Annotated in this window: 30 protein-coding genes and 2 pseudogenes; 13 read left to right on the top strand and 19 right to left on the bottom strand. The window is 37.2% G+C overall.

The features are described from left to right. Window positions 1–455: 455 nt before the first annotated feature. The 3 genes from LCP48_RS11470 to LCP48_RS11460 are packed head-to-tail and all read right to left on the bottom strand — an operon-like array spanning window position 456 to window position 5,257. A complete protein-coding gene (locus LCP48_RS11470) occupies window positions 456–3,248 on the bottom strand; it encodes an ATP-binding protein (protein WP_225340996.1) in 2,793 nt (930 codons plus the stop codon). Next, window positions 3,241–3,603 (bottom strand): response regulator transcription factor, encoded by a 363-nt coding sequence (locus LCP48_RS11465; protein ID WP_004230185.1) that lies wholly within the window; start codon window positions 3,601–3,603, stop codon window positions 3,241–3,243. The genes LCP48_RS11470 and LCP48_RS11465 overlap by 8 nt, the downstream gene beginning before the upstream one ends. Window positions 3,604–3,625: 22 nt before the next feature. Next, entirely contained in the window at window positions 3,626–5,257 is a 1,632-nt protein-coding gene (locus LCP48_RS11460; RefSeq protein WP_004230187.1) for a diguanylate cyclase, read from the bottom strand. 243 nt (window positions 5,258–5,500) lie between these two features. Between LCP48_RS11460 and LCP48_RS11455 the strand changes: the two genes are divergently transcribed. Beyond that, window positions 5,501–5,980 (top strand): DUF6530 family protein, encoded by a 480-nt coding sequence (locus LCP48_RS11455; RefSeq protein WP_004230188.1) that lies wholly within the window; start codon window positions 5,501–5,503, stop codon window positions 5,978–5,980. A gap of 17 nt (window positions 5,981–5,997) precedes the next feature. After that, a complete protein-coding gene (locus tag LCP48_RS11450; RefSeq protein WP_009371309.1) occupies window positions 5,998–7,377 on the top strand; it encodes an MATE family efflux transporter in 1,380 nt (459 codons plus the stop codon). A gap of 250 nt (window positions 7,378–7,627) precedes the next feature. Here LCP48_RS11450 and LCP48_RS11445 read toward each other — a convergent pair whose 3' ends face one another. Further along, entirely contained in the window at window positions 7,628–8,422 is a 795-nt protein-coding gene (locus LCP48_RS11445; protein ID WP_004230192.1) for a PhzF family phenazine biosynthesis protein, read from the bottom strand. A gap of 156 nt (window positions 8,423–8,578) precedes the next feature. Between LCP48_RS11445 and LCP48_RS11440 the strand changes: the two genes are divergently transcribed. Continuing rightward, window positions 8,579–9,736, top strand: a complete 1,158-nt coding sequence (locus tag LCP48_RS11440) for a Ger(x)C family spore germination protein (protein WP_009371308.1) — start codon at window positions 8,579–8,581, stop codon at window positions 9,734–9,736. A gap of 32 nt (window positions 9,737–9,768) precedes the next feature. Here LCP48_RS11440 and LCP48_RS11435 read toward each other — a convergent pair whose 3' ends face one another. After that, window positions 9,769–10,293, bottom strand: a complete 525-nt coding sequence (locus LCP48_RS11435) for a GNAT family N-acetyltransferase (protein WP_225340995.1) — start codon at window positions 10,291–10,293, stop codon at window positions 9,769–9,771. 254 nt (window positions 10,294–10,547) lie between these two features. Between LCP48_RS11435 and LCP48_RS11430 the strand changes: the two are divergent. The 3 genes and pseudogenes from LCP48_RS11430 (at window position 10,548) to LCP48_RS11420 (ending at window position 11,521) form a co-directional block, all read left to right on the top strand. Next, window positions 10,548–10,852: pseudogene (locus LCP48_RS11430) on the top strand (hypothetical protein). 97 nt (window positions 10,853–10,949) lie between these two features. Next, window positions 10,950–11,291, top strand: coding sequence for a hypothetical protein (locus tag LCP48_RS11425; RefSeq protein ID WP_004230197.1), 342 nt, complete (start codon window positions 10,950–10,952; stop codon window positions 11,289–11,291). A gap of 32 nt (window positions 11,292–11,323) precedes the next feature. Further along, the gene (locus tag LCP48_RS11420) at window positions 11,324–11,521 is read left to right on the top strand and encodes a hypothetical protein (RefSeq protein ID WP_009371305.1); all 198 of its coding nucleotides are present in this window, start codon (window positions 11,324–11,326) and stop codon (window positions 11,519–11,521) included. Between the two features lie 20 nt (window positions 11,522–11,541). On the opposite strand, the gene LCP48_RS11415 is transcribed toward LCP48_RS11420, so the two are convergent. Then, on the bottom strand, window positions 11,542–12,015 hold the full coding sequence (locus tag LCP48_RS11415; RefSeq protein ID WP_004230199.1) for a hypothetical protein: 474 nt from the start codon (window positions 12,013–12,015) through the stop codon (window positions 11,542–11,544). A gap of 134 nt (window positions 12,016–12,149) precedes the next feature. Between LCP48_RS11415 and LCP48_RS11410 the strand changes: the two genes are divergently transcribed. Beyond that, window positions 12,150–12,827, top strand: coding sequence for a hypothetical protein (locus LCP48_RS11410; RefSeq protein ID WP_009371304.1), 678 nt, complete (start codon window positions 12,150–12,152; stop codon window positions 12,825–12,827). Between the two features lie 52 nt (window positions 12,828–12,879). On the opposite strand, the gene LCP48_RS11405 is transcribed toward LCP48_RS11410, so the two are convergent. Continuing rightward, window positions 12,880–13,899, bottom strand: coding sequence for a serine hydrolase domain-containing protein (locus LCP48_RS11405; protein WP_004230201.1), 1,020 nt, complete (start codon window positions 13,897–13,899; stop codon window positions 12,880–12,882). 257 nt (window positions 13,900–14,156) lie between these two features. Here LCP48_RS11405 and LCP48_RS23495 point away from each other — a divergent pair. Beyond that, a pseudogene (locus tag LCP48_RS23495) lies at window positions 14,157–14,753 on the top strand (YetF domain-containing protein). Window positions 14,754–14,823: 70 nt separating this feature from the next. Here LCP48_RS23495 and LCP48_RS11395 read toward each other — a convergent pair. From LCP48_RS11395 to LCP48_RS11385, 3 genes are all read right to left on the bottom strand, one after another. Further along, complete coding sequence (locus tag LCP48_RS11395) at window positions 14,824–15,477, bottom strand: DUF2306 domain-containing protein (RefSeq protein WP_004230203.1); 654 nt, start codon at window positions 15,475–15,477, stop codon at window positions 14,824–14,826. Between the two features lie 120 nt (window positions 15,478–15,597). Next, complete coding sequence (locus LCP48_RS11390; protein WP_225340994.1) at window positions 15,598–16,011, bottom strand: GNAT family N-acetyltransferase; 414 nt, start codon at window positions 16,009–16,011, stop codon at window positions 15,598–15,600. A gap of 601 nt (window positions 16,012–16,612) precedes the next feature. Further along, on the bottom strand, window positions 16,613–17,194 hold the full coding sequence (locus tag LCP48_RS11385; RefSeq protein WP_009371302.1) for a hypothetical protein: 582 nt from the start codon (window positions 17,192–17,194) through the stop codon (window positions 16,613–16,615). Between the two features lie 83 nt (window positions 17,195–17,277). On the opposite strand from LCP48_RS11385, the gene LCP48_RS11380 reads away from it, so the two are divergent. Beyond that, on the top strand, window positions 17,278–17,421 hold the full coding sequence (locus LCP48_RS11380) for a hypothetical protein (RefSeq protein ID WP_202342122.1): 144 nt from the start codon (window positions 17,278–17,280) through the stop codon (window positions 17,419–17,421). Window positions 17,422–17,426: 5 nt separating this feature from the next. On the opposite strand, the gene LCP48_RS11375 is transcribed toward LCP48_RS11380, so the two are convergent. The 4 genes from LCP48_RS11375 to LCP48_RS11360 form a co-directional block, all read right to left on the bottom strand. Further along, window positions 17,427–17,981, bottom strand: coding sequence for a hypothetical protein (locus LCP48_RS11375; RefSeq protein WP_225340993.1), 555 nt, complete (start codon window positions 17,979–17,981; stop codon window positions 17,427–17,429). A gap of 72 nt (window positions 17,982–18,053) precedes the next feature. After that, the gene (locus LCP48_RS11370; protein ID WP_009371300.1) at window positions 18,054–18,554 is read right to left on the bottom strand and encodes an NUDIX hydrolase; all 501 of its coding nucleotides are present in this window, start codon (window positions 18,552–18,554) and stop codon (window positions 18,054–18,056) included. Window positions 18,555–18,562: 8 nt separating this feature from the next. After that, window positions 18,563–18,937 (bottom strand): hypothetical protein, encoded by a 375-nt coding sequence (locus LCP48_RS11365; RefSeq protein WP_009371299.1) that lies wholly within the window; start codon window positions 18,935–18,937, stop codon window positions 18,563–18,565. A 98-nt stretch (window positions 18,938–19,035) separates the two neighbouring features. Beyond that, a complete protein-coding gene (locus tag LCP48_RS11360) occupies window positions 19,036–19,488 on the bottom strand; it encodes a calponin homology domain-containing protein (RefSeq protein WP_004230210.1) in 453 nt (150 codons plus the stop codon). A 259-nt stretch (window positions 19,489–19,747) separates the two neighbouring features. On the opposite strand from LCP48_RS11360, the gene LCP48_RS11355 reads away from it, so the two are divergent. From LCP48_RS11355 to LCP48_RS11345, 3 genes are all read left to right on the top strand, one after another. Continuing rightward, complete coding sequence (locus LCP48_RS11355) at window positions 19,748–19,966, top strand: GNAT family N-acetyltransferase (protein WP_225341032.1); 219 nt, start codon at window positions 19,748–19,750, stop codon at window positions 19,964–19,966. 772 nt (window positions 19,967–20,738) lie between these two features. Next, complete coding sequence (locus LCP48_RS11350; protein ID WP_216486297.1) at window positions 20,739–20,897, top strand: hypothetical protein; 159 nt, start codon at window positions 20,739–20,741, stop codon at window positions 20,895–20,897. 183 nt (window positions 20,898–21,080) lie between these two features. Further along, window positions 21,081–21,221, top strand: a complete 141-nt coding sequence (locus LCP48_RS11345) for a hypothetical protein (protein ID WP_202342116.1) — start codon at window positions 21,081–21,083, stop codon at window positions 21,219–21,221. A 334-nt stretch (window positions 21,222–21,555) separates the two neighbouring features. Here LCP48_RS11345 and deoD read toward each other — a convergent pair whose 3' ends face one another. Together deoD and LCP48_RS11335 are read right to left on the bottom strand one after the other, a co-directional pair. Continuing rightward, window positions 21,556–22,263, bottom strand: a complete 708-nt coding sequence (deoD, locus tag LCP48_RS11340) for a purine-nucleoside phosphorylase (RefSeq protein ID WP_004230212.1) — start codon at window positions 22,261–22,263, stop codon at window positions 21,556–21,558. Between the two features lie 111 nt (window positions 22,264–22,374). Next, window positions 22,375–22,593, bottom strand: a complete 219-nt coding sequence (locus LCP48_RS11335; protein ID WP_004230213.1) for a YozE family protein — start codon at window positions 22,591–22,593, stop codon at window positions 22,375–22,377. 248 nt (window positions 22,594–22,841) lie between these two features. Here LCP48_RS11335 and LCP48_RS11330 point away from each other — a divergent pair, with 248 nt between their 5' ends. Continuing rightward, the gene (locus tag LCP48_RS11330) at window positions 22,842–24,683 is read left to right on the top strand and encodes a methyl-accepting chemotaxis protein (protein WP_004230214.1); all 1,842 of its coding nucleotides are present in this window, start codon (window positions 22,842–22,844) and stop codon (window positions 24,681–24,683) included. A 199-nt stretch (window positions 24,684–24,882) separates the two neighbouring features. Here the strand turns inward: LCP48_RS11330 and msrB are convergent, their stop codons facing one another. Genes msrB through LCP48_RS11315 form a run of 3 tightly spaced genes read right to left on the bottom strand, consistent with a single transcriptional unit; the run spans window position 24,883 to window position 26,431 of the window. Next, entirely contained in the window at window positions 24,883–25,311 is a 429-nt protein-coding gene (gene msrB / locus LCP48_RS11325) for a peptide-methionine (R)-S-oxide reductase MsrB (RefSeq protein WP_004230215.1), read from the bottom strand. Beyond that, the gene (msrA, locus tag LCP48_RS11320; RefSeq protein WP_004230216.1) at window positions 25,304–25,837 is read right to left on the bottom strand and encodes a peptide-methionine (S)-S-oxide reductase MsrA; all 534 of its coding nucleotides are present in this window, start codon (window positions 25,835–25,837) and stop codon (window positions 25,304–25,306) included. The genes msrB and msrA overlap by 8 nt, the downstream gene beginning before the upstream one ends. 12 nt (window positions 25,838–25,849) lie before the next feature. Next, entirely contained in the window at window positions 25,850–26,431 is a 582-nt protein-coding gene (locus LCP48_RS11315) for a YpmS family protein (RefSeq protein WP_004230217.1), read from the bottom strand. Window position 26,432 lies beyond the last annotated feature (1 nt).

Below are 26,432 nucleotides of genomic sequence, written 5' to 3'. Positions count from 1 at the left end.
GAACCTGCATGTCTGAACTCCTTTTTACGCCTAGTTGAAAAAACGATGGGGGATTTCATTTTTTCAATTTCTATGCGTGATTTTGATTAAATTTCAAGAACATTCTAAAGTATTTTTCTTATTTTAGCATTACTTCCACTTTGTTGCCAGCACGCAAAAAGACCAGGTGTTCTCAAAAAATTTGAGACCTGGTCTTTTTGTGAAAAGTGAAACCTACTAGGTTGCTTTAGTGTTTTGTATTCTACTAGTACAGTAGTCGTACCAGCTTTACAAAGGTTACACATTTATGAAGAAAATTTCGCAAAACTTATATTTCTCGTTGATCGATTTCAGGTTAATGTCTGGTTGTATGGAGCAACTTGCGACAAACGCTTTTGCTTCATCTAGTAAAGTTTTTATGACACTCATATTTTACTTACAATATAATGCTACGCACAATAAATGAAGCTATCCTATTATTTTACAAACAGTTTTGATATTTCTTCAGGTGGGTATGGTTTGGTTAAGTATTTTTTAATTTGAAATTGGTCCACCATTTCTTTTACCTCATCTAATGCTGAAGATATAATAATTGGTATCTCTTTTGTATGCTCTCTTTCTCTTAGTGCACGGACTAAATCCCAGCCGCTCATTTCTTCGCCAAGCATTATGTCAATCACAATACCAAGTAAAGGCGTATTGAGTGTATCTTCAAAAGCTTTTTTTGGGTCATGATGATGAATCACGGTAAAGCCCTTGCTTTTTAGCTCTTCAGACAACAGTAGAGCTAAGCTTAAGTCATCCTCGACAATCATCATGTTTAAGCCATTGCTATCCTCCATTACATCCTCTTCATCGAAGGTGATAGTGTTATTTGCAAGTGGTAAAGTAAAGTATACAGTAGTACCTTGTCCCTCTTCTGACTCTATCCATATTTCTCCCTCATGCTTTAAGATGATTTCTCTACAAATGGAAAGACCCAGTCCAGTCCCTCCTATTTTACGTCTTAAACTATTATCGATTCGTTTGAATTTTTGGAACAACTGAGCAATATCCTGTTTAGATATGCCGATGCCCTCATCTTTTATACTCACTTGGATACTATTATTTTTGTTTTCTAACAAAATCTCCACATCCCCACCTTGTGGAGAAAATTTAATCGCATTTCCTATTAAATTAATAAATAATTGAACGAGTCTATCTTGATCTGCATTGACATAGACCTCTCTTGCCTTATCAATTAGATGGACATTATGCTTTTGCTCATGTCGGAAGCGATTGACAATTTCAAAGGCTATTTCATTTAATTGTAATGTCTCCATGTTATATTGCTGCTTGCCTGACTCCATTCGCTGTAAATCCAAGAAGTCATTTATAAGATTGGTTAGTCGTACCGCTTCTCTATGGATTGTATCGATATACTTATTTTGCCGTTCGGGTTTTATATTTTTCGTTAACAGAAGCTCTGTAAAGCCAAGTACACTCGATAAAGGCGTTCGCAGTTCATGACTTACCGTACTCACCAATTCGGATTTCATTTGATCTACTTCATATTCTCTTGTAATATCACGATGCACAAAAATTGTGCCTACTTTTTCCTGCCCATCAAAAAGACAAGTTGCATATACCTCGACAAAGATTTCATGTTCAGCCGTCATACAATAGCGGTATTTTCGTGTATCCTCAAAGCTCTCCATAATAGATGCCTCTAAAAATTCAATTAATTCATCTGGTTGGGCACTACATTTTTGAAAATGCTGTAGCCAATCCTCTTTAGGGATACTTGTTTCTGTTGTCAAGTTAAAGAAGTTGACAATACCACATAGCGCTCTATTGATAAGAATGGTATCGCCTGTAACAGAAACTAACTGGATACCTTCGTTGACATTATCAATAATCGTTTGATTTAACGTCCTCGATTTTTCTACCTCTTCATACATAAGAATACGTTCAAATGCGATGGACACACGATTTAATAGTCCGTTTAAACTATCTATATCCCGTTCATTATGGGGATGCCCCTCTCGTGTGGCCATTAATATAGCGACTAGCTCTCGTTTAGAATTAAACACGGAAGAATACAAGTCATAGGCATAATAAGACTCTTGTGCAATTCCTTTTTCATTTGCTGTCAATTGACGTGTAATAACAAAGGATTTTTCCTGCTTTAATCTTGCTTGTTTATCCATGTCAAAATTTTCAACTAGGGCTGCAGCAGATTGGTGTGATAAACCTTTTGTCGCATACACATTGCCCTCCATCCAATACAGCACACTCGTATCATATTGATAAATGTCGTTTAAATAATTATGGAGATTATCGATTAGTTTCTGTTTATTTAACGTAAAGGTTAGTACATGATTTAATTGATTATACTTTTCTAAATAATTTAATGAATTTTGTAATTGTAGCTGATTTTCTTGAAGCTCGTCCTGCTGCGCTAAAAGCTCCTCATTTTGAGTGGTCAGTACCTCTTCCTTATCCTGAATGGAGAGTATCATTTTAAGAAATGAGTTCGCTAAAATGCCTAACTCATCTTCCTTTTGTACAAGATTACCTAAATCAATGGATTTCCCTGACGCCAAAGCGTTTGTCGCAAGTGTTAATTGTTCAATTGGTCGAATCATATTATTCAGCACTCTTCGTAAAATGACCCCAACAAATAGGAAAATGAGACCGCTAATCATTAACGAAATAAAAGTAAATAATTGCCCCTGCTCCACTGTCTTGCTAAAAATTTGGTTTAAGGAGTGGTCTGTTTTTTTCTTATAGGATTTTGTATAGGCAATAAATTTATTGACAAGGTCATTTGCTCCGCCATTCGAAAGTTCTCGCAAAGCCTCATAATCCCCCATCTTCGCAAAGCTTAACGCTTTTGGGAGAGTAACTGTTTTATAATTATAATGAAAATCAACTAGCTCATTATAGAGCCCTCGTTCTTCTTCTGTTAAATCGAGTTGCGAAAACTGCTGTAATAGAACTTCAAACGTCTCCAAATTTTCATACAATAGCTTTAATTCCTGCTCATTTTGAAAGGCATAATAGCCCCTTGCTCGAAAAAATATGCCATTAAAATTTTCTTCCAATTCATCGACAAGCATTGATTTTTCATACATTTGCTCTCTCTTCTGCTGCAAGGCATTTTGACTTGCATTGACTACGACAAGAAAAGCAGCAATGATGATTAAAAAGCTAGCAACTAGAAAAAGCAGCATTTTAAAGAATTGGCTTCGTATACTTTTATTCAGCAAGGATGTAGACTTAATCATTTAAGATATCCTCCACCAAATTCATTAGCTTAATGGGACTAAACGGTTTGGACATAAAGTAATCTGCCCCTAAATCAAATACCTTTTGACGATCACTTTCCTGTGATTTAGCTGTCAGCATGAGAATAGGCATCGACATTTTAATCTCTGGTGGGAGAAGCTCGATCACCTCAATTCCTGTTAAATTCGGCATCATATAGTCGAGTATCATTAAATCATAGGAGCTTTCCATCATTTTTTTTAGGGCTTCCTCGCCATCCTCTGCCTCATCAATATCAAATTCTAAATCTTCTAAGGTTTCACGTATTAACATGCGTAATATTTCTTCATCATCTACTACTAAAATTCTAGCCATCCTGTCTTTTCTCCCTTTCCCATTAAAGAAACATTTGATGAATTAAACGAATAATGCGTTCCGATACTTCAGCCACATTAAACGGCTTCACAATATAATCATCCGCCCCATTAATGAAAGCCTTCATGACGTATTCTTCCCCCACACGTGAAGTTAGCATGGAGACGATTACATTACTTGAAGCATGTTGCTCTCTTATCTTACTTAGCACCTCGATGCCGTCCATTTTCGGCAATATCCAATCTAATAAGATAATGTATTTGCACTCAGGGTCATACCAATTGGCTTCCAGAAAACTAATGCCATCAGGAAATGCCAGTGTTTCAATCATATAATCCTCTTTTTCCTCCAAATGCTTAAAATGATTGGTAATCAGATCACGAATAATATATACATCATCAATGACAACGATCTTGATTTTCACCTTTCTTTTCTCCACAGCAGCTATGTTATCAAAGATGATCGTTTGATTTCTCCCTAATTGCTTGGCCGTATATAGTGCTTGATCTGCCTCTTCTAGCATCTTTTTAGGATGTAAATTGGTAGAAGTGGCTTCTGCGATTCCACTAGAAAATGTAACATGGAAGCTAGTTCCATTTGCTGTAAATATCTTTTTCTCCATGGAGGTACGAAGTTTTTCAATAAAAATAAATGCCTCTTTTTTAGTAGTACGGGGCATTAAAATCACAAATTCTTCTCCACCAAAGCGACAAGCAATTTCTTCAGCTCCTTTTAGCTCCTTCACCAATGAAGCGAAACCCTTCAGCACCTCATCACCTACTAGGTGACCATATGTATCATTTACTTTTTTAAAATAATCTAAATCGATCATCGCAATCGAAAAATGTTCTTTGTTTTGCTGATGGTGTTTAATGAAAAGCTTCATTTGTGATTCCATAAATTTACGATTATAAATTTGGGTTAATTCGTCAATGACAATAGCCTGCTCTAATTCTCTTTTATAGGCTAAGCGATTGGAAACATAAGCAACTAATAGCTCTTCATCAATGGGCTTTGCCATAAAATCCATAGCACCCATCTCCAATGTGCGAACGCGATTTTCTTTACTATCATTACTACTAATCAATGTCACAAACATGAGCTCTTTTTTCGTTTTTTTAATATTGTCTAAAATAGAAAAGCCATTAGAATCTGGAAGCATGATATCTAGAAATACGATGGATGGTTGCAATTCATAAATTAACGCTAATCCTCGTTTACCATTATGAGCTGCAATGACAGAGTAGCCTTTTTTCTCTAAAACATTTTTTAAATAGGAAATAAATACCACATCATCATCTATTATCAGAATAAAATCTTGTTTTGCTGGATTTTTAATGATGGTTGTAGGATGTTCTATATGTTGAGCCATTGAATTATTTTCTTGATAAAAATGAACGCTTTCAATAAACGGAGCAAGGTACTTTTTCCATTCTGATTTGGTCCATTGCTTGTTACTGTCTTCATTCAAAAGCTCTAGCTTTTCACGAGCAATCGACGTTAATTCATGTAAACCGATTGATCCAGCGGTGCCTTTTAACGTATGTAAAAATGAATAGAGCTCGTCTTCTCTAACAAAGTCACTATTATCCCATTTTTGTAAATTTTCACATATACGTGTATAAACCATTCGGTGATATTTAGCTGTTTCCATCCTATTTCTCTCCAATCAATCATACTTCTATAAATTATAACTTACTATTTTGTAAAAACCACGGCAGATTTTGAACGTTTATTGTAATGAATCCCTTACGCTAAGCCCATCTTTTGCTGGTCTTAAAAGAAAGGGTTCCAACTTTGCTCTTTTCGATTGACTTATAGAAGCGTTTCATGCTAAATTTACTAAAGCAGTAATTTACTAAATTACTAAATTCGAAATGATAAGGAGTACGGATACATGAAAATTCCAACACATTTAAAACATAAACCTGTCATCGTGGCAGAAAATTATGCCAATATTGATGGGCGCACGGCTTATCAAACAGATGCACAAGGGCTTTCCCTTGGTCTGGCACAATGGAATGATCGAGGAAAGGTTGATATTTCTGCGAAGGTTTGGCGGCATACAGGTGGCAAGTGGTCTCGCCAATCAGAAGAACTTCCCCTACACCGCGTACTTGATCTCGCTATTTTAGTGTGTGAAACGGAACTTTATTTTAAGGAGGCTTATCGTCATGAGCATTTATATGATGAAGAAAACCCTGTAATTAATCGTGTAGGCTTACAGGGAGATGCCATGACAGTGGAAGTTTGCACAGAAAATGAACAGATTAAAGAGGATATTCAGCTTTTTCAGCAAGCACTTACTAATGATGGTGAGCTAATTGGTGAACGCCTACGCACACTTTCAAGAATCTTAAAAGAAATGGGTTATTAAAACTCAAGAGGAACTTAATGATGAACGAACAAATGTTACAGGATGATCAACAGCTACGCAAAGCTTTTTTTAATTTCTTAATTCCCGTGATGCTAGCGAATGTGCTGCAATCTGTTGGCCAAGTTTTTGCTATGTTTATCGTCGGACGCAATTTAGGGGTCGATGCCCTAGCAGCCATTTCGGCATTTTTTCCATTTTTCTTCTTTTTAATGGCCTTTGCAATTGGCATTGGTTCAGGAAGCTCTATTTTAGTCGGGCAAACATTTGGGGCTGGTAATCATGCCAAAATGAAAGAGGTTGTTGGTGTAACACTCGCCTTTACAACCATTTTATCAATCGCTGTCGCGATTTTTGGTGGCTTTTTCATCGAATGGATTTTACGTTTTATGCAGACACCTGCGAATATTTTAGACATGAGTATTAGTTATGCCCAAATACTTTTCTTCACGTTACCGATTATGTTTTGGTATTTGGTGTATACAACCTTTATGCGAGGAGTCGGTGATTCCAAAACCCCATTTCTATTTTTAGTAATTAGTGTCGTGTTAAATATCGCCTTCCTCCCCCCTTTAGTATTCGGATGGATGGGGTTGCCTGCGTTCGGCTTAAATGGGGCTGCCTATGCTTCCGTGTTATCAAACCTGGTGACAATGATCCTGTTGTTAGCCTATTTGCATAAAACAAAGCATTTACTACGTTTTGATAAAACGATCTTACAGCATTTTAAATTAAAGAAAGATATTTTAACGTCCTTATTAAAGCTAGCCATTCCAGCCAGTATTAGCATGGTTGCCATTTCAGTGGCCGAAATTGCCGTTATTGGCTTTGTGAATGGCTATGGTTCGGATGCTACTGCCGCTTATGGCGTTGTCAATCAGGTAGCTAGCTATGCTCAAGTCCCAGCAATGAGTATTGCCATTGCTACATCTGTCTTTGTAGCACAGGCGTTAGGGGCTAATTCCACAGAGATGATTAAAAAAATCCGACAAATGGGTGTGCGCATTAATTATCTTCTAGGTGGCGCGATCATACTCATTATGTATCTGTTTGCAGAGCCTATTTTGGCTTTCTTTATCGATTCACATGAGACTGTGCTTATTGCCAAGAATTATTTATATATCGCCTTTTGGAGCTATTTAATATTCGGACACACACAAACTGTTTCTGCTACAATGCGGGCGACGGGTGTCGTATTATGGCCAACCATCTTCTTAGTCATTACGATTTGGGTTGTACAGGTACCATTAGCGTTCCTATTATCTCACCATACGTCACTAGAACTAAATGGTGTTTGGTTAGCCTATCCAATCACCTTCTGCGTCCACTTCATTATGCAATATGCATACTTCAAGCTAGGCTGGCAAAAACGAACATTAAAAGCTATGCTGAGCGAATAAAATCGAAGAGGGTATGCCATGTGCGAGCCCTCTTTTATTATGGCAACAAAATAACCAGGCACTCAAAACTGAGCCCTGGTCATTTTGTGAAAAGTGAATGTTACTACTTGCTTTAGTTCTTTTGTATTCTACTAATAGAGTAGTCGTTTCACATTGAAAAAGGTTACAACAAATTTCAAATTTTCTAATAGGAATAATTACCAAAACAAAAAACAGTTACCTCAAATATAAATCTCCTTTTAAACCGTAACTAGATGTTTAATTCTCCTTGCAAGACTGTAACTGCTGCGCCTGCAATCAATACCTTGTTGTGGTGAGGGGTCACATAGAGTACACCACCACGTTTAGAAAGTTGTTTGCTGACAAGCTGTTGTTTAGATAATTTCTCACACCAATAAGGGCCTAGTGCACCATGACTTGAACCATTTACATGATCCTCGTCAATACCTTGTGCTGGAGAAAAAAAGCGAGATACGATATCAATGCCTTCTTCCTTCGACTGACTAGTTAGACAAATTCCTCGAACAGGAAACTGCTTCATCGCAAAAAAGTTAGGTTCAAACTGTGTAATTTGGTCTTCATTGCCTACTTCCACGATATAATCCAATTCGGTCCTCCCTACAAAGATGGGCTTACATCCTAACCAGTCCTCCAATGCTGAAGGACATTCCATTTCAGCAATTGGATACGTTTTGATGGCGATTTCCACTCGTTCATGTTGCCACTTGGCATGTAAAGGACCACTTGCTGTATGAAATGTAATTGTGTGCTCCTTTGGCACAATTCCTTGCTGCCAAAGCACAAAGGCACTAGCAAGGGTGCCGTGACCACAAATGGGTATTTCCTTATTTGGCGTAAACCATTTCAGCGAAAAATCAACCTGTTTTTTTTCAATAAAGGCTGTTGTCGGGACAGGTATCTCCTGTGCAATTATTTGCATGGCCTCCTCAGAAATAGCTTCATCTAATAGACATATTGCTGCAGGATTTCCTTTATATAGCTCATTCGTAAATGTATTAATTAGACAATATGAAATACTAGTCACCGTTCTCCCCTCCTTGCCTCATCATACCTGAAAATCGGCTCATTGGATATGATTTTCCAAATACCATTTCCTCAGCAAGCACTTTATAAAAAAGCCGTCTTTTGTCTAAGCTAACACTATAAAATACAACTAAAGAGCAATTCGAGTGGAGAAACCATGAAAACTTATTTCAACTTTTTATTGATCATCGGATTGACGACCTTACTCGCTGGATGCTGGGATATTACGGAGCCACAAAGAATGTACTATATAAATGCAGTAGGTGTAGACTACGAAAACGACGAGTATATTGTCTATTTACAAGTGATTAATTTCGCTGATGTCGCGAAATCTATACAACCTAGCGCATCGGTGGCGCCTGCTGAAGTAGGTCGTGCCACTGGTAAAACAATAGAAGAGGCCATTTACAAATTATATCGCTCCTCGGATCAAGAAATTTTTTGGGGGCATATGCGATATATGGTCTTTTCAGAGCAGGCTATGGAAAATGAACACATTATTCCTGTCATCGATACATTCATACGTTTTCGCGATACTAGGTATCAAATCTGGGTGTATTGTACAAAAAACCCAGTAGAAGACATACTGCTTGTCACACCTATCTTAAGAAATTCGTTATCCTCATCAAAATTAAGTAACCCAATCAACCCAACAGAACAAGAAACATTTATTGAACCAAAGGACTTAAGAGATGTTGTCATTGGTTTAAATGAGCCAAGTTATGAAGTAACAATTCCTTATGTGTCCATTAAAGACGATTGGGAAACAGATGAGGAGCAAGTAGAGGAAACCTATTTTTCAGGGGTTGGTGTCCTATCGAAAGATGGCTTTAAGGGGTTCGTACAAGACACTGCGGCTCGTGGCAGTCAATGGATGCATAACTATACAAATCGTGGAGAGATTACCTTTCAATTAAACACAGGTGACCAGGAAGAACTAACGGTGAGTATTGAGAAAATACATGTCGATGTGGAACCACTTGTTAAACAAGAGGTTGTTACATTTGAAGTCAAATTGAGAATCAATGCGACCATCAATGGTTTTAAAGGAAAAGTAACCGAACAAGAGCTGAAAGAGCTTATTGTAAAAGAAGTGAAAAAGGAAATCCAGGAAACCTATAAAGAAGGCCTAAAATTAGATGTGGATATCTATCGATTGTCAGAATATCTCTACCGCGATAACGTCAAGGCTTGGAAAAAGCTTGAGAAAGATGGAAAAATCCCATTATCAGAGGATTCAATTAGCAAAATTGATGTGGATGTAGCCAAAATCAATCCAGGTCGAAAAACTTTTACAGAAACCATCAAAAAATGACCAGATGTCCTTATAGGAATCTGGTCTCCCTATTATTTTATAAGTGAGTATATATAAGTATCATGGGGCACATGATGTTGATGCATATATTTTTTTAATAAGCCTTCTTGTTCGAAGCCTATTTTTTGCAATAGTAGATTGGAAGCTTCATTTTCTTTAAATACAATGGCTCCAATCCGTACTAAATCCATTTCTTCAAAACCATAGGAAATAGCTCGTTTAACAGCTTCCTGAGCATAGCCATTTCCCCAATATTCAGGCAAAAGGGCGTAGCTGATTTCCGCTCTTCGATGCTCTATTGACCATTCTTGAAAGCCGATTGTACCAATAATTCCTTCTTGTTCCTTTAATGCAATGCCCCATTTAATACCACGTTTTTCGGCAAAATTGTTGGCAAAATTTTGAATGATTTGCTGCACTTGACCTAAGCTCGTTAAGGGCTGTTGTCCATAATGGCGCAAAACTTCAGGATTCGAAAAGCACGCAAGAAGAGCTTGTCCATCAGAACTCGATAATTCCCTTAACACTAATCGTTCAGTATGTAATATTGGAAACATCATATACCTCTTTTATCGTAGATTTATGAATCAAATTTTACATTTATCAACTGGCTATTGCAATCTCTATTTCCATTTGGTGCTACTTTATTAAAAGGACAAGGCTAGTTGCCCTGTCCCTTTTGTGCGTGTTTGTTTGCTTGTGCACCCCAACAGAGTAAGTCTACCATAGCTATCTATACATTCTCTCAACAAATCCTCAATGATTTCTATGTCCACAATAAGTTGTCAATTGTCAATGCGAGGTGAACGGAATGAAACACTTTCCACTCATACATACAAATTTTTTGGATGCCGTCGTTGCAGTCCTGTAGTTATGATTATTACCCAACTAATTAAGAAAATGTATCATATAAAGCCTTTCTGGGTTCCGACCATTGCACTAGTTGTCGGCTTATTCATTTCTATTTTCATCAGCCACCGACATAATCTACTTGCAGGACTATTCATGGGCTGGTTTTATGGCTATGCAGCAATGGGAAGTTATGCTTCCTTAAAAACTTCTTATCTTACCTATAAGCAAAAGAAACGAAGAAAGCAGAAGTATACTGCTCCTTAATGGTAACTATTGCACCTTCATGCACGAGAGTTTATACTACATTTTAACAAAAACACTTAATAAATTTCATACTTGTTAAGTTGCCTTTTGACAAACAATGAATTGGAGAGGAGGAAAAAATATTTCTGAACAAGATCTTACACCTGAAGAAATCGATGTTATTTTATCTAGTCAGAAAAAATTTAATCGCCCTGCAAGCCAATTAGATATACAAAATATGACGACAGCAATCACTCTTGAACTAGAAAAAGAAACAAAAGCTGAAAAACCGAATGAACAAATAATCCAACAATTAAAGCAATTGCTAGAAAATTATACTACTTACACTGTCTATATTAATGATAATTCAGCCGACAGCATTTTCTATTCTTTTTACCCAAAGATAAAAAATTTATTTACAAATATCAACGACATTCAATTTCTAATAATTGGCTCATAAATGTACACGCTAGAAAACGGAGGAAAATCAACGTGTCTAAACTCATTACGTTTACCTTTAATACGAAATATACCGATCAAATTCAGGAAACATTTTCTTTTGAACAATTAGGGATTAATGAGCAATTACCTAGCGATGAAATAAAAAAACAAATTGATCATCTATTTAAAAATTGGGTATGTGATCGTCTCAACCTATCCTATAGCATCGTTGTAGAAGAGAATGAATGACCGTTGTATCACCTTTTCCTTTAGAATATCTTTACTTGTTCTCGCAAAGTGGTAATGAACACGCGAATTTGTTCCATCGTCACAATAATACATAATGCAGGCCCACATTCTCTTGCACCATAATGATTCTTTTCATAAGCATCTAGTACAAACATTAATTTATAACGTTGCTCTGCTTCCTCCCTCTCCTCTTCAGGAATTTGAAAGAGACCGTATCCAGGAAAAAAATATTCGCCATAATGAGGGATATGATAGATGCATAGGCCAGGATCATGCGGCTCCAGCATACTTAAATAAGCAAGCTCCAATTGTGTTATGTCTTCTAATAATTGAAGGAAATCTCTTTTTAAACAGGAAATCTCAGTATTTATCGCTGGGAAAGCTGGCCCAAAGCGAAATTCAATACGAAACTTTACACTTTCCTCATTCACCATTAAAATATCTAACTCTACCTCACAACTCGGCTGACTCGAATCATCTTTTAAAATTGCCACTATACCGCCCCTTACACTTGCTTAATTGTCGTTCTCTCTACAATATACTACGAAACTATTATTTTACCAAATAAATGAAATTATTCACATTTATGTATGGTATAATAGATTTTATTCATTTTTGGGAGGTGAAGGTGTTGAAAAGATATTTGGTGACAAGCATTTTAGTAGGAGCCATCTTCCTGACAGGCTGTGAAAAGAATGACAAAGCAGCCTCAACACTATCTACATCAGTAGATGAACAAATAATCACTGCGGAATCTGTCAGGGCACCTGTTCCATTAGTTTTAACGCTAGCGCAGAAAGAATACTACTATAAAGAATATTCGGCAATTGTCAATAAACTAAATGAAGAGTATGGGACAGGCTTTAAGCTAGATCCCATCACATCATTCTCAGCAAATTATTGGCTTGAATTGAAAGATTTTGAAGACATGTTAAAAGGTAGAATAGACACTTCTTATGTCGTAGTCGATAATAAGGAAGTTTTTTCTCCAGTTAAAGTACCGAAATTCGTTGAATTACATATGGGGGCACATCGAACAATGATTCGAGTGGATGGTTCATTTGACACCCAACTAAGCATGGACATTCCTGGTGGAAGACAGTTATTTTCGGTTATGCATTCCTTGTCTTCTACAATTGAACAGGGTAAAGGCTACTGGACGCAAACGGGCTATGACCCTTCCATTAAAGATCAAGGCAGTGCTTACAATATTGCGATCGGTGGCTACTATTCATATAATGGTGTATCCTCACCTCATATTATTGAGATCGAGTATTATTGTAATATACATGGTGGCATTACTTAATAACTAGCAATAGGCTTGTCTGTAATCTTTTTCACAGACAAGCGCTATTCTTTTATAGGGTAGCCTCTATTCCTTTCATCATATCAAAAGCTCCCTTAGATTTATTGGAACATACGACAACTTTGATGGAGGAGGCAGGATAATAGGCTGAATGGAAGCACACGCCAGGATCATACCCCATCACATGGTATTTCAGTATTGCTTGTTCACTATTCTTCTTAATCCATACACCATAGCCATAACTATCATTTTCATTGAGTTCAACATGTGGCATTAATAGCTGATTTGTTAAATCTTCATTTAAAAGTTCAAAATTCATCAGTGCACTCCAGAACTTTGCCATATCCTTCCCCGTTACGAATGCCCCCCCATCAGAACCCCCCTTTACAGGTAAAGAATAGATATTTGTTTTCCAGGTTCCATCTGGGTTGTCTATGTACCCTAATGCTGTATTAGCTGGCAAAGAATCTAACGAAAAATAGCCTGATTCCGTCATATGCACCCGATCGAACAGATGTTGTTGAATGTAATCGGAAAAATCCATACCCGTTGCATGCTCTACAATTAACCCTAATACAATATATCCTGCATTATTATAGTGAAATCGCTCACCGACTTTATATTTCATTGGACGATTCTGAAATAATGATAAGAAATCCCGCAATGTTCGAAGCTGGTACATCGGATTTTCAACCCATAACGCTTCAAAATTCTCCATTTCTTCCTCATCAAAATAATCGGGTATTCCTGACGTATGTGTTAGCAGATGAGCGATGGTTACGTGCTCATCGAAATACTTAAAATGTTCAGGCAGACAATCGCATAATTTCGTGTCAAATGCAAGCTTCCCTTTTTCAATAAGCTGACAAATAGCGACTGCAGTAAAAATTTTACAGCCAGAGGCAATGCCAAAACGAGTTTTGGCATGATTGTCGATTTGCTCTGAGCGATTCGCATAGCCAAAACTTTGGCTAACTAAGGCAACCTTCTCCTGATTTTCCACTAGCACCGTTCCTGAAAAATTAACCTTCTCTTGTATGTCGATTAAAATATTTTGTAATTTTGTTCGCATAGGTATTCTCCTGATTTTCTTAAAATTACTAAATAATAGCTTTTTTATTTTAACCATATCGTTTTGAACATATTTTTACAAGTCTATTTCGTTTCAATCCTGAAGATCCGCATAATCATGTAACGGAAGGAAACAATAAGAAAAAAAGAGGATGCGTCGCTGTGGAATTTTTTCATAGTCAAGAATCACTTCCTGCTATTCAATGGATTCTCCGAGCCATTGTCGCTTTTTTCTTCCTACTTTTCGCAACAAAAATTATGGGACAACGCTCTATTTCTCAGTTAAGAATGCTGGATTTTGCAATGGCTATCACACTTGGGAATATGATCGCACATCCCTTCTCTGATGAAGGTTTAGGAATGAAGGGTTCCATGATTACCATGACCGTTTTAGTTGCGCTCTACCTCGTCGGTGTTTTTTTGAGCCTAAAATGGGTTGCCTTTCGTCATTTGATAGACTCCCCGCCGATTCCCCTGATTAAAAATGGGCAAATTATTAGCGCCAACTTACAAAAGGCTAGAATATCAGTAGATTTACTTTTATCAGAGTTAAGAAAAAATTGAAGAAGTTCAAAATGTAACACTCACATTATGGGAACCAGACGGATCGATTTCAAGTTTTTTGCACACACCCTACCAAACACCAACACGAGCAGATATAACTTTACAGCCCGAACCCTTTTTTTTCCCACTGTTCTTATTAAAGAGGGAAAAATTGATTACCATGAGCTTAGCAAAATCAAGCATTCTGAGCAATGGTTGATGAGTCAACTAAAATTCTATAACCTAGAAATAAAAGATGTCCTTCTTGCCACAATGGACCAAAAGGACAATTTGCATGTTTTTAGATACTAATTAAAAATAATTGCCAACATTGAAAGCATTAGGCTCTGTTTAATCCCAATGCTTGAAGAATAAATTCAAGTCAAGTCGTCTTTGTAACATATCCTTTGTCTTTAGACGCAATGAGCTTACGCTGGATATACCATTCCATCACGATTAAATTTGGCACCCAACATAGCCAAGCGATAGAGGCATAACTATACTGAAAATTATTAAAGCCAAATAATACCGTAAACAAAGGTAGCCAGATTCGCAATGTCACAGCTGCAAAGGTTAAGGCATAATTTCTTAGCATCCATTTCTGATGGCCTTGGATATTTCTTTGTTTAATATGAACCAACGCCTGCAACATGGTGAAGAGCCACCCTATGGATAATAAAGTAAAGCCTAGTTGTGCTACCCATCCTCCTGTAGCGTTCAGTGCTAAATAAAGTCCTGCCAAGCCACCAAACAAAATACTTACCATATAGATATTGCCTAGTAGTCTATGGCGTTTCACATTTTGCTCTCGTAACTTTGATGACAACGTAAAAGGACCGATGACGAGAGCTAATACACCGAATACAATATGTATATAGAGCACAATATACCAAAATGAATGCAATGTAGCATTAAGCATAAGCTTTAATTGTACAAATCCAGCCTTTTGTGCATCGAATAGTAAATATTGAACAATTGAATAGCCTGCTATGAATAATGCCAAGCCACATATTATCCACCACAATTTTTGTTTCATTTTTATAGCTCCTTTCTATGTTAGCGTACCATTCAAATCTCCTATCTTTTAACACAGACAAATAAGAGGGCGGAAAAAGCACATAAGTGGACGTTTTTCGACAGTACAACGAATTAACCATTAGGTAGTGTAGGTTAATAGACAGCCAAAACGTTCCACTCCAGGGTATTTTTCTCCTAAACTTGTAATATGAAAGCCGTTATTTTTATAAAATATCACTGCGTCCTGATCTGTTTCTGCGTAAATAGAAGAAAATACATGATGTTCTTCCACATACCGAATCATCTCACGTCCAATACCTTTTCCCCGATAAGCGGGCGATACGGCTATATGTTTAATTTCACACTGATTTGCCTCTCTTTTAACAATTCCTATACAACCAACAATGTCTTGTTCAAAGGTATAGCCATACAATAATCTTTCTGGACATGCAATGTACAATGAATATTCCTTCTCCACTTTCTTTTCGGAAGTGGCATAGGCTAATAATGTTTTCACTTGGGGATGAGTCTTGCTTGATTGAATCAATTTCATGGAATTCTACCTTTCTGAGCGTCGTTTTCACTTACTTAAAATCCCTTAAATTACTATAATTATAAATAGCAAATTCATATCATCATTTAAAATTCCCATAATATACCTGAAAATTATCTTTTATGTTATGATGGTTTAAAAATTGAGGAGGGAGTACCTTGCTGGTTAAAGGCTATAAATTTAGTTTACCTCGCTTTTATTGGCTATTGTTCATACCTATCTTTTTGGGGACGAGTTACAAAGCATTATTTTTTGATTGGCATATACAAAAATATACTTTTCTTGAGCTAGAAGATTTCGGTCGTTATGTAATAATACTAGCTACAAGCTTCATTGAGGCCTTTTTCTATCTACTTATCTTTCGATTGATTGTCTATTTGCTTCAACTCGTTTTTCAAAAGTTTACTAGGGATCATAGCGAATGAGCTGGAGAAAGAATTGTGTTTGCGCCGTTGAAAGTATCCATTGAAGCTAATAGAAGGTATGTTGCTGGCATACTCTATTATGAAGCAGAAGAAAGATGGATTATTTTTCCATGTCATTCAATTTGCTACAAAAAAGGGTAGCCAGCAACTCGGCAAACCCTATTTCTCTCCCCACCTCAATTAGTGCTCATACTAGGATTATGTTGATTCCACGAAATGATTTCCACATCGCCTACGTTGACATTGCCTAAGCTTAAGAGGTGCGGAATATACGCAAAAAGCCCAAAGTTCTTCCCTTTTTCGTTCTCCGTTTGGAAATAGTCTACAGTTGCTGATGGTAGCTCTTCTAGTTCTCTGTAATCAGGTAATGACAGTAGTTTTATATCCTCTGCAGCAATGGCCCCTGCTGGCCCTTTATAGTGTTCCTTAGAATACAGGTACATCGCATTACGATTAGCCGCTAGTTTTTGGATTGGAATTTGATAAAACATTAGGCTTTCTTTCGTTGCAATACCTAGCTCTGTTAATGTCTTATATAGATGACTAGGATGGATTGGTAGGAAATGAACAACATCATTCCACAAGCAATTTAATTGAGGAATTTCTTTCATGAATAATTTCGGCCTCTCTGGATGATCAAAATATTTTTTCGAATATCGTTCATATAAATGTGGATACATTGCCCCTAACCTATTTAAAGGCATGAGCTCAAGACCCACCATTTCCTTTGGAACCATATGATAAACATATCTCTGCATGACAAGCACCTCCACCTAACTAATTCTTCATACATTTGGAAATTCCTGTTACAATCATTGTATAAATAGAAAGTAGGTGCAAGATGGAATTATTAGTTATCATTCTTATTTTTGCGGGAATTTTTGCTATATATGATTCCATTAGACGAGTTAACAAAACTATTTTGGAGCAAACGGAGGAACTAAAGACATTACGAGAAGAGCTGAAAGGCAAGGATAAAAATTAGAAGGGCTAATACTTTTGCTTTGGATAATCCATCGAATTAGCAATAACAATCAGGACTTCAGCCGTCACTTGATCTGCCACATCTCGATCAATACTAAAGACATATTGCCAATTGTCTCTTTCAAACACGAGTAAATGAAAACCAATTCGTGGATTTTCAATATAGGCTGCCTCACTACCATTTTTCAGCTTAAATACATCCGTTTTATATTTTTCAAATGACAGTTTATGTTGAACTGGTCGAACCTTGATTTTGAAATGATTTTGTGGCAATTGATCACTGATCATTACCACCTCCAGCTGATCATTCATTTCTCCTTCTAAATCACTAAACCTTCCAAAATGATGCGTAAAGCTGATTGGCGGTACTCTTATGGGTAGCTTCAGCTCTTTATCATAGTGGTGTTCGAACTCTTTTACGGCTACCTCTACTGTTTTATAGCCGATTTCAGGAAGAAATTCTTCAAGAGGTTGCGGCGAATCACTGTCCTTTGCAGAAACCAAATAAAAAGGGGAAACATACGCAAATAAAGATAGTCCAATAAGAATACGCTTGTTCATATTAACGCTCCTCTATCCTGTTTGAGTATAGATTAACCTACTGAATCACAATTATGCTGGCACTGATCGCTATCATGGCATAGTCTTATCGTTAAAAATGGACGTAAAGTAGCGAAGTGTCGGTACTACTTTATTCGCGCGAAGCATCTTTTCAAGCTCTAGCTTTGTGACCCATTGAACCGCTGTCACTTCCTCCTCTTGAAGCATGGTGTCACAAATTTCAATGCTTTGTTCAAATAACCAAACATCGTAAAAATCATTGAAACAATCACGACGCTCACTCTTGACTAATTGTCCATTAGTCCTCAATAATGATATCCCGATTTCCTCTTCCACCTCACGAATAGCCCCGTCCAAACTACTTTCACCCGCCATTATAGAGCCTCCCGGACATTCCCATAAATGAGGATAATGTTTATTGGGATGTCTTTTTGTTAGAAGGAATTTTCCCTTGTTATTGCAAATCCATACGTGCACAACGATATGGTAATCTTCAGCTGCTAATTTTGTCCCACGCACATGACGCTTATTTATTTTTTTGCGATTTTTATCATAGAGATCCCAGACTTCCATTGAGCACCTCATTTCTGAATGTGAACAAGCACATACTGCTTTGTCCACATTTCCGTCGTCACAATAGAACGTTCATCATTTTTTTCGAAAAATAGCCCGCTCCCCTCTTTTTCAAGAAATGCCCATCCTTCATTAGCCATCATTTGCTGAATGTCATCGTCTACCTTCTGTATGCCCCTAGCTGAGAGGGCTGTGAGGTACCAAGTTGCCTTCTTATCATTGGAGAGAACCACTAAATCAAAGGAGGATGCATTTAATTTTTGTATGGCTTCCTTTGGTGTAAGGGAATCGATTGGCAAAGGAGGATATAATAATTTATTGCTATCAATAAAGACCCAACTTACTACGAAAAGAGCTACTATTAGTAAACCTATTTTTTTCAAGGTTCACCCTCCTCCTTGTCTGGTTCGGCTGCTAAAATTTATCTGTAAAAGAGAGCTTCTATTTTGAAGCGGTCATACGTTTATTTTTTCATTGCTATTCAAGCTTTTAATAATGAAGAAAAGTTATAGAAAGCATTTAAAACATCTTCCCCTAATGGATCAGCAAATGCATGATTTTCCAATGGGAAGATGCCTTCATTCTCTAACTGCTCCAAATATTTCTTGAAGCCTTGATCTATAGCCTCCAGATACCCCTTAAGAGTAAATTGATAATTAAAGATTCTTTCGATAGGATAATGACTTTTATGTTCAATTAATATGTATTCACCATCGCTGGAAAAAATATAGTAATCATAGTTTCCGTGACAATCTATTTTTACTTCATTTGTATTACCTTGATAAAAACTGATGAGCGTGGAGAAAAATTGTGGGATGGCTATAAAGGCTAAACCAGATCTAAAACTAAATAGTTGTTCATCATTTGACACATTAAATTGAATATCTCCGCCCTCTAAATTAATTTTAATCGTACACATATACTTATTTTTCAAAAATATACCCCCTCTATAAACCTTACATTTCATATTTTACCTTATTAAGTAAATAAACTATAGAAGATGTTATCATGCTGTTTATAAAGATTTAATAGGAGGTGATAAATTTCATCATTAGAAAGGCAACTATACAGATGCGAAAGGTATTGGAAAAGTACATGTTGATAGTTGGTGAACAACCTATAAGCATATTGTGCCAGCAAACTATTAAAGTAAATTATCCTACGAACAAAAAACGCAATGTTGGACACAACAAATTGCCGACAAAACGAAGTATGTCCTAGTAGCTGAAAATGAATTAGGCGACATTATTGGCTTCACATCTGCAAGTAAAAGAGACTCAATCCCTACCCTATTCCAATTATGTAGAAACGCTCTATCTTTTAGAAGACATCACGAAAAAGGGATAGGAAAACAATTGCTGAAGGAAATCTTTCATTACTTTCATCAAAAAAACTACCAATATATTTGTTGAAGTCTTAGCTATAGAATAAAACACGTTATTTTTATGAACATTATGGGGCGTAGCTTAGAAATTACAATTGGTGGGAAAGTGTTAAAAGAGTTAGTGTACGAATGGAAAGATATCGAAGAAGCTATAGAAAAACTAGTAAAATAAAATTGATTTTTCTCTTCAAATCAGGAAAATGTTATCAAAGATTCCTGATAACGTAGATCTTATTCATAAATATATGTAGTTATCTTACAACAACAAAGGCCACTCATCATAAGTGACCTTTAAGATTTATTTTATTAATCGACTTCATATTTAGGTAACAGCCTGTTAAATCGCTTGATCATGTGTCGCAAAACTGATATCGATACTCTTTCTTTCATAAATCGTATCAAGCAACTCATGCAATAGCAAATGGAACTTAGGAGTGGATTTACCTTTTGTGTTTGCTGAAACTGCTCTAACAAATTTTTCAGCAGTCCTCATGCATATCGAGGAAATTCCATAACCTGTCCATGTCCTGGCAAATGGGCTGTATCAGCCACATAGAGCCGCGTGTCTTGCTCATCCATGAATAATTCCACTGCTTTACAACAAACCGCATAGCCTCGCAAAACTTTGCTAAAGGGCTGCTTCGGTTTGTTGTAAGTTCCTTCGTAGTTGAAAGAATTGAGCTTATCTTGCAGCCTACTGTAGCTGAAGTAAACCTCATTCCCTTATTTACCATTTTACTTCCAATTAATACTTTGCTATGTTATGATTTCTTTATAGAGGGTTATTTGGAGGTTATTATATGCGACATTATTTAGTTTACGCTCTATTACTAATGATGATTTTTATTGCAACGCTTAACTCTTGGGGTGATACATCTAAAACAGTATGGTATATAATTGCATCTATAAGCATTACCTGTTTAATGCTAATGAAAACAATTGAGCGAAAAAAACACTAATTAATAGGCTTATTATTGCCTGCGGTATTAGTAAATCTCAACTTTTATCTACTTACTATCTCTGTACTAACTCATACACCTTACTATGTTACGATAGAGTTTTCAGCTAACCAGGAAAAAAGGTAGTTCTTTTAAGAGAGGATACTTCATGATGAATAGATTAAAAGCAGTAGGATTTGTTTTATGAATACTTATAATTCAGGAGATATTTTAATTAGTGCTTTCTCGATTTTCTGGTTACTATTTTCTCTAGTTCCAATTGTTTTTTCCTTTGGTTTGCTATCCGTACAACTAAGCAATAAAAAAGGCAATCCAGATTATTAGAGGAAATCAATAAAAAATTAAAACGTACATAAGAGATTTCATCAACCATTCGACACTTGAAACAATTTCCCGTCATGCATCAAACTAGGTACTTGTGCTTAAAATTACACACAAGTCCATTTGTAAATGCCACGTCAATCACTTCGAAAACCTCTAGCATGTCTCTCACAACGTTCCATTTAATCATTCATTAAATTCATATGGCTTGTTTATGAAAGTTTGACGGGACACTAAAAAAGCCCATTAGGCTCTGATTTACTCAGTCACCTAACAGGCAATTCGTGTAAAGGTTTGTCCTTTGATGTTAAATCCAAGCCATAAATCCTTGATACGCTTAGTCTTGAATCGCTGCGTCTAATGCTACCACGATCATATCATTGAATGTTGTTTGACGTTCTTCAGCTGTCGTTACTTCACCTGTAATGATGTGGTCACTTACTGTTAGTACAGCAAGTGCTTTACGACCGAATTTTGCCGCTAATGTGTAAAGAGCTGCTGATTCCATTTCTACAGCTAGTACGCCGTATTGAGCTAATTTTTCGTTTTGGTGCTCATCTGAGTAGAATAAATCTGCTGTGAAGATATTCCCTACTTGTAAGTTAAGACCTGCATCCTTACCTGCATTGTATGCTTTTAATAAAAGATCAAAGTCAGCGATTGGTGCGAAATCAATAGCACCACCCCAAATGATTTGGTTCATACGTGTATCAGATGTTGCTCCTTGCGCTAAAATCACGTCACGTACTTTCACATCTTTTTGAATTGCACCACAAGTACCTACACGGATTAATTTTTGAACATCATATTCTTGCATTAATTCTGTTGCATAGATCGAAATAGATGGCACACCCATACCAGTTCCTTGTACAGAAATACGTTTCCCTTTATACGTACCAGTATATCCGAACATATTACGTACTTCGTTGTAGCAAGTTACATCTTCTAAAAATGTTTCCGCAATGTATTTTGCACGTAATGGATCTCCTGGAAGTAAAATTGTGTCAGCGATTTCACCTTTTTTTGCATTAATATGAATACTCATACTGCAATCCCTCTTTTCTGTCAGTTATCACTATAAATAATACTGTGTTTCTGTCATTTACGCAATGCTAGACGTCTAGCAACTACAAAATTATTTATAGTTTTCGTACAATTATGCTTGTTCCTCATAAAGTGTCCACAAAGTATCAAAGGTCTGGATTGTTAAGTTTTCCGTTGCATAGGTTTCTATATAGTCGGACAACTCATTAAAGTCTGTGCTCTGCTTTGGAAAATTATGCTCATGAAACACTTCCTCTGCAAAGCGTACTACAGGGTCAGACCAATCGCCACCTCGATAGGTTAGGACATATAAATAAAAACTTTTCTTCATCGAACAAATTCCCCTTTTTACGCATTTGCTTTTCGCTAGTGTATCAAAAAAAATTGCATTCGTCATAAATTCCACTACTACTATATTTTACCCACTTATGATTTTAGAACTATTTTCATGGTCAATCCTGACTTTTGTCATAGTTATTTTATCTGAAAAATTTTAATTTTTAGAAATAAAGATAGAAAAATCTAGCAAAATAAGATAAAATTGAAATCGATTATTTAAAAAATAGGAAGGTGATGGCGATGAAAAAGACTAAAAAAACCCATGGTACAGCGAAAAAACGCCCGTCTCTCTTTACTTTTAGCTTTTTTAAGAAGAGGAAAGCTTCTACACAAGGGGAAACTGGGAAAAATCCCCCTCCTATTAAAGAAAAACGACAACGTTTTTACCATTTAATTCGGGGTAAAGTGCTTATTATGTTTGCACTTCTTATTGTAATTAACGGTGTTATGGGTATATTATCCTATGTCAATATACAAAACTTGCAGCACCAAATGGAAGATTTCACAAAGAAAAATGTGCAGGAGCAACTAACGGTGAATCAACTTGCCTATGAGATTGCTAGACTGACCAATTTAGAGCAATCGTATTTAATTACGGGTAACGGCATTTATTCTACTTCTTATCATTTAAAAATAGATACCATTAATAAAAAGCTAGCCGCTTTGAAAGATCAATTTCAGGATCGACAAGCGGAACTCGGTCATATGCAGGCAATCGAGCAATATTATAAAAATTACCTTGATTATTCAGATAAAGTCATGACAATGCGTGATGAGCTCGGTCTTGAGCAGGCTCGTAAACTGATGATGGGTGCTACTGGGGAAACAATGAAAACACATATCGATCAAAACATTGAGACCATTAATACTGTCATGGACGATTCCAATAAAACAAAATTAGACAAGCTTAACCAGCAGGTAAATATTTCTATCACTACATTCTTTCTCGTTTCAATCGTTGGCTTTTTAGCGATTGTAATTTTTGGCTTTATGCTATTTAAATCATTAAAACGTAATACCCAAGCGATTAATGACTCTATCCTTGATATTGCGCAAGCAGGAGGCGATTTGACAAGACGTGTAAATGTGCGTAATCGTGATGAATTTTCGATTATTGCAGCCTCGACAAATACGTTAATTGAGTCGATTTCTAACTTAATTCGACGCGTAAGTGAGTTGGCGGATCATGTATCAAGCAGCAGTCAGGAGCTAATGTCCTTAGCAGATGAAAATGCACGTACCATTCAGGATATTGCGGATGCGACAGCAGATATTGCGAGTGATAGTGACAATACAATTTCCAGTATGAATAGTGCGCAGCAAAAAATGAGCGACTTAGAGCATTCCATGCATCAATTAAATGAGCAAGCGAGTGCTGTCCATCGTGCCTCTATCGCCATGCAGCAAGCAGCCGATGAGGGTAGCCGCTCTGTGGAGCAATCATCACTCGTCATGCAATCCATTGAAGAAACAATGGCTTCTACAACATCTACTGTGGAAGCGTTAGGTCGTAAATCTGCGGATATTACGTCTATTATTGGTACGATCACGGCCATTTCTGAGCAAACGAATCTCCTCGCTTTAAATGCGGCGATTGAAGCGGCAAGAGCTGGCGAGCATGGACGAGGCTTTGCTGTCGTAGCCGATGAAGTTCGCAAACTAGCAGAGCAATCCCAAAGTGCAGCGAAAGAGGTCACATCGATTGTCACATCTATCCAAGATGAGGTCACATCCATCATTGCTCAAAATCACGAGGGTGTGACAACGGTCATCCGAGGCGTTGAAGTAACAAACGAAACAAATCAATCCTTAGCCAACATTTTATCGCACACCGAGGAAACAACATCCATCATTGCAGCCATGGTGAATAAAATTGCAACAACGCTTGAAAATAGCAATGCGGTGGCAAGTGACTTCATTCATGTCAATGCCTACGCAGAACAATCCGCGGCCAACACCGTGACATCTGCGGCAGCAGCTACACAAGGCTCCGCCTCCATGCAGGAAATCAACGCCGCAGCCACTGAGCTTGCCCAACAAGCAGATAGCCTACGCAACCTCGTGAGCGAGTTTAAAGTTTAAGCGAACTGACTGAAAGAGAGAGGGAGAACCAATTTTTTATTGGTCCTCCCTTAACTTTGCGGGGCTATCCTTCACTTTGAGCAATCTATCCGCTACTTTTTCAGGTTTATCCTCCACTTTCAGATTTCTATCCTTCTAATCTGCTGTGTCTCATGACCATAAAAAAACCTAGCAAGGAGCTACCTTGCCAGGTTTTTTACTATTTAAATAGTGCTAGGTATTCGCCATAGCCTTCTTTTTCTAAATCTTCTTTTGCGATAAATCGAAGCGCTGCTGAGTTAATGCAGTAGCGTAAGCCGCCTCGCTCACTTGGACCGTCTGGGAAAACATGTCCTAGATGCGAATCCGCTTCTTTACTGCGTACCTCCACACGACGCATACCGTGAGATGTATCGAAATGTTCGGTTACCTGTTCTTTTTCAATCGGCTTTGTGAAAGCTGGCCAGCCACAGCCTGAGTTGTATTTATCGAGTGAGCTGAATAAAGGCTTGCCAGACACAATGTCTACGTAGATGCCTTCTGCAAAATGGTCATCAAACTCATTACGGAATGGTGGCTCTGTGCCATTTTCCTGTGTTACATAGTATTGCATCTCTGTTAATTCTTTTAAACGTTGTTCCTTATTCATGTTTGTTCCCCCAGTGTTGCTCCTGAAACGCTCGACGACCTGATCCAATCGAATAGCGCTCATAGTGCATTGGATTTTTCTTATAATACTGTTGATGATAATCCTCAGCCGGATAAAACGTAGTGGCAGGTAAGATTTTTACCATAATTGGTTTATCAAACTTGCCAGACGCTTGTAAATCCGACTTTGAACGTTCAGCTAGCTCACGCTGTTCTTCGTTATGATAAAAAATAGCCGTTGTGTAGGATTCTCCACGGTCGTAAAATTGACCACCTGCATCTGTTGGGTCAATTAAAGTCCAATAAATCGCAAGTAGCTGCTCGTAGCTATATAACTCATCATCAAATGTGATTTGTACAGCTTCCACATGCCCTGTTGTTTCCGAGCAAACCTGTTCATAGGTAGGATTTACAACATGTCCACCTGTATAGCCTGAAATTACGGAATCAATCCCAGGTGTTTCGTCAAAGGGCTTGACCATACACCAAAAACAGCCTCCCGCAAATGTTGCATATTGCTTTGCCATTCATTTCACTCCTTATTCACCAGGAACAATAATTTCCAATAAGATTTTATCCTTTGGTAAGTCCAACTCTTTAGCGCGTACACGTGAACCAGAGGCAATGTTAATACGCGATAAATCAATATATATTTCTGCTTTATTCGGATTCACGGTAATCCAAGAGGGAAATTCCACCGAATCACGCATGATTTTCATTGTCGTTTCTGGTGGAATGTTTAATAACCCTACATTCATGCCTGTCTGTTTTAAAATAATATTCCCCTTGTCATCCACAATGGGGTCAAAATTCATGGAGATAGGGATTTCCGTATAAAATACCGTCAGTGTGCTACGTAATTGAATATCATCCCCAATTGTGAAATCCAGTGGTAAAGGAGAGCCTTTCGCTGCATCCTTTAGGTATTTTTTTGATATCGATTCTAATTCCTTTGTTGTGGTTTGCACCACGAGTACATTCCCTTTGCTTTCACTTTCACCTGCTGAACTCTTCGCAACATGGACATCATCCACTGGTCTAGTTGCTAAAAAAACGACGAGGAGGATTGCAAAAAGCACTGTGCCCGCTAAGGCGAAAAACGCGACTTTCCATTTATTCATT

Origin of the sequence: Lysinibacillus capsici (genome assembly GCF_020217405.1) — a bacterium.
In the GTDB taxonomy this organism is placed as follows: Bacteria; Bacillota; Bacilli; order Bacillales_A; family Planococcaceae; genus Lysinibacillus; species Lysinibacillus capsici.
The sequence above is the reverse complement of the archived record's forward strand: the minus strand, read 5'-3'. Positions and strand labels throughout refer to the sequence as shown.

Coding starts and splice junctions, on each gene's coding strand:
- LCP48_RS11470 (WP_225340996.1), bottom strand. CDS start 3,248: ATGATTAAGTCTACATCCTTGCTGAATAAAAGTATACGAAGCCAATTC.
- LCP48_RS11465 (WP_004230185.1), bottom strand. CDS start 3,603: ATGGCTAGAATTTTAGTAGTAGATGATGAAGAAATATTACGCATGTTA.
- LCP48_RS11460 (WP_004230187.1), bottom strand. CDS start 5,257: ATGGAAACAGCTAAATATCACCGAATGGTTTATACACGTATATGTGAA.
- LCP48_RS11455 (WP_004230188.1), top strand. CDS start 5,501: ATGAAAATTCCAACACATTTAAAACATAAACCTGTCATCGTGGCAGAA.
- LCP48_RS11450 (WP_009371309.1), top strand. CDS start 5,998: ATGATGAACGAACAAATGTTACAGGATGATCAACAGCTACGCAAAGCT.
- LCP48_RS11440 (WP_009371308.1), top strand. CDS start 8,579: ATGAAAACTTATTTCAACTTTTTATTGATCATCGGATTGACGACCTTA.
- LCP48_RS11435 (WP_225340995.1), bottom strand. CDS start 10,293: ATGTTTCCAATATTACATACTGAACGATTAGTGTTAAGGGAATTATCG.
- LCP48_RS11425 (WP_004230197.1), top strand. CDS start 10,950: ATGAATTGGAGAGGAGGAAAAAATATTTCTGAACAAGATCTTACACCT.
- LCP48_RS11405 (WP_004230201.1), bottom strand. CDS start 13,899: ATGCGAACAAAATTACAAAATATTTTAATCGACATACAAGAGAAGGTT.
- LCP48_RS11395 (WP_004230203.1), bottom strand. CDS start 15,477: ATGAAACAAAAATTGTGGTGGATAATATGTGGCTTGGCATTATTCATA.
- LCP48_RS11390 (WP_225340994.1), bottom strand. CDS start 16,011: ATGAAATTGATTCAATCAAGCAAGACTCATCCCCAAGTGAAAACATTA.
- LCP48_RS11385 (WP_009371302.1), bottom strand. CDS start 17,194: ATGCAGAGATATGTTTATCATATGGTTCCAAAGGAAATGGTGGGTCTT.
- LCP48_RS11380 (WP_202342122.1), top strand. CDS start 17,278: ATGGAATTATTAGTTATCATTCTTATTTTTGCGGGAATTTTTGCTATA.
- LCP48_RS11375 (WP_225340993.1), bottom strand. CDS start 17,981: ATGAACAAGCGTATTCTTATTGGACTATCTTTATTTGCGTATGTTTCC.
- LCP48_RS11370 (WP_009371300.1), bottom strand. CDS start 18,554: ATGGAAGTCTGGGATCTCTATGATAAAAATCGCAAAAAAATAAATAAG.
- LCP48_RS11350 (WP_216486297.1), top strand. CDS start 20,739: ATGCGACATTATTTAGTTTACGCTCTATTACTAATGATGATTTTTATT.
- LCP48_RS11345 (WP_202342116.1), top strand. CDS start 21,081: ATGAATACTTATAATTCAGGAGATATTTTAATTAGTGCTTTCTCGATT.
- deoD (WP_004230212.1), bottom strand. CDS start 22,263: ATGAGTATTCATATTAATGCAAAAAAAGGTGAAATCGCTGACACAATT.
- LCP48_RS11335 (WP_004230213.1), bottom strand. CDS start 22,593: ATGAAGAAAAGTTTTTATTTATATGTCCTAACCTATCGAGGTGGCGAT.
- LCP48_RS11330 (WP_004230214.1), top strand. CDS start 22,842: ATGAAAAAGACTAAAAAAACCCATGGTACAGCGAAAAAACGCCCGTCT.
- msrB (WP_004230215.1), bottom strand. CDS start 25,311: ATGAATAAGGAACAACGTTTAAAAGAATTAACAGAGATGCAATACTAT.
- msrA (WP_004230216.1), bottom strand. CDS start 25,837: ATGGCAAAGCAATATGCAACATTTGCGGGAGGCTGTTTTTGGTGTATG.
- LCP48_RS11315 (WP_004230217.1), bottom strand. CDS start 26,431: ATGAATAAATGGAAAGTCGCGTTTTTCGCCTTAGCGGGCACAGTGCTT.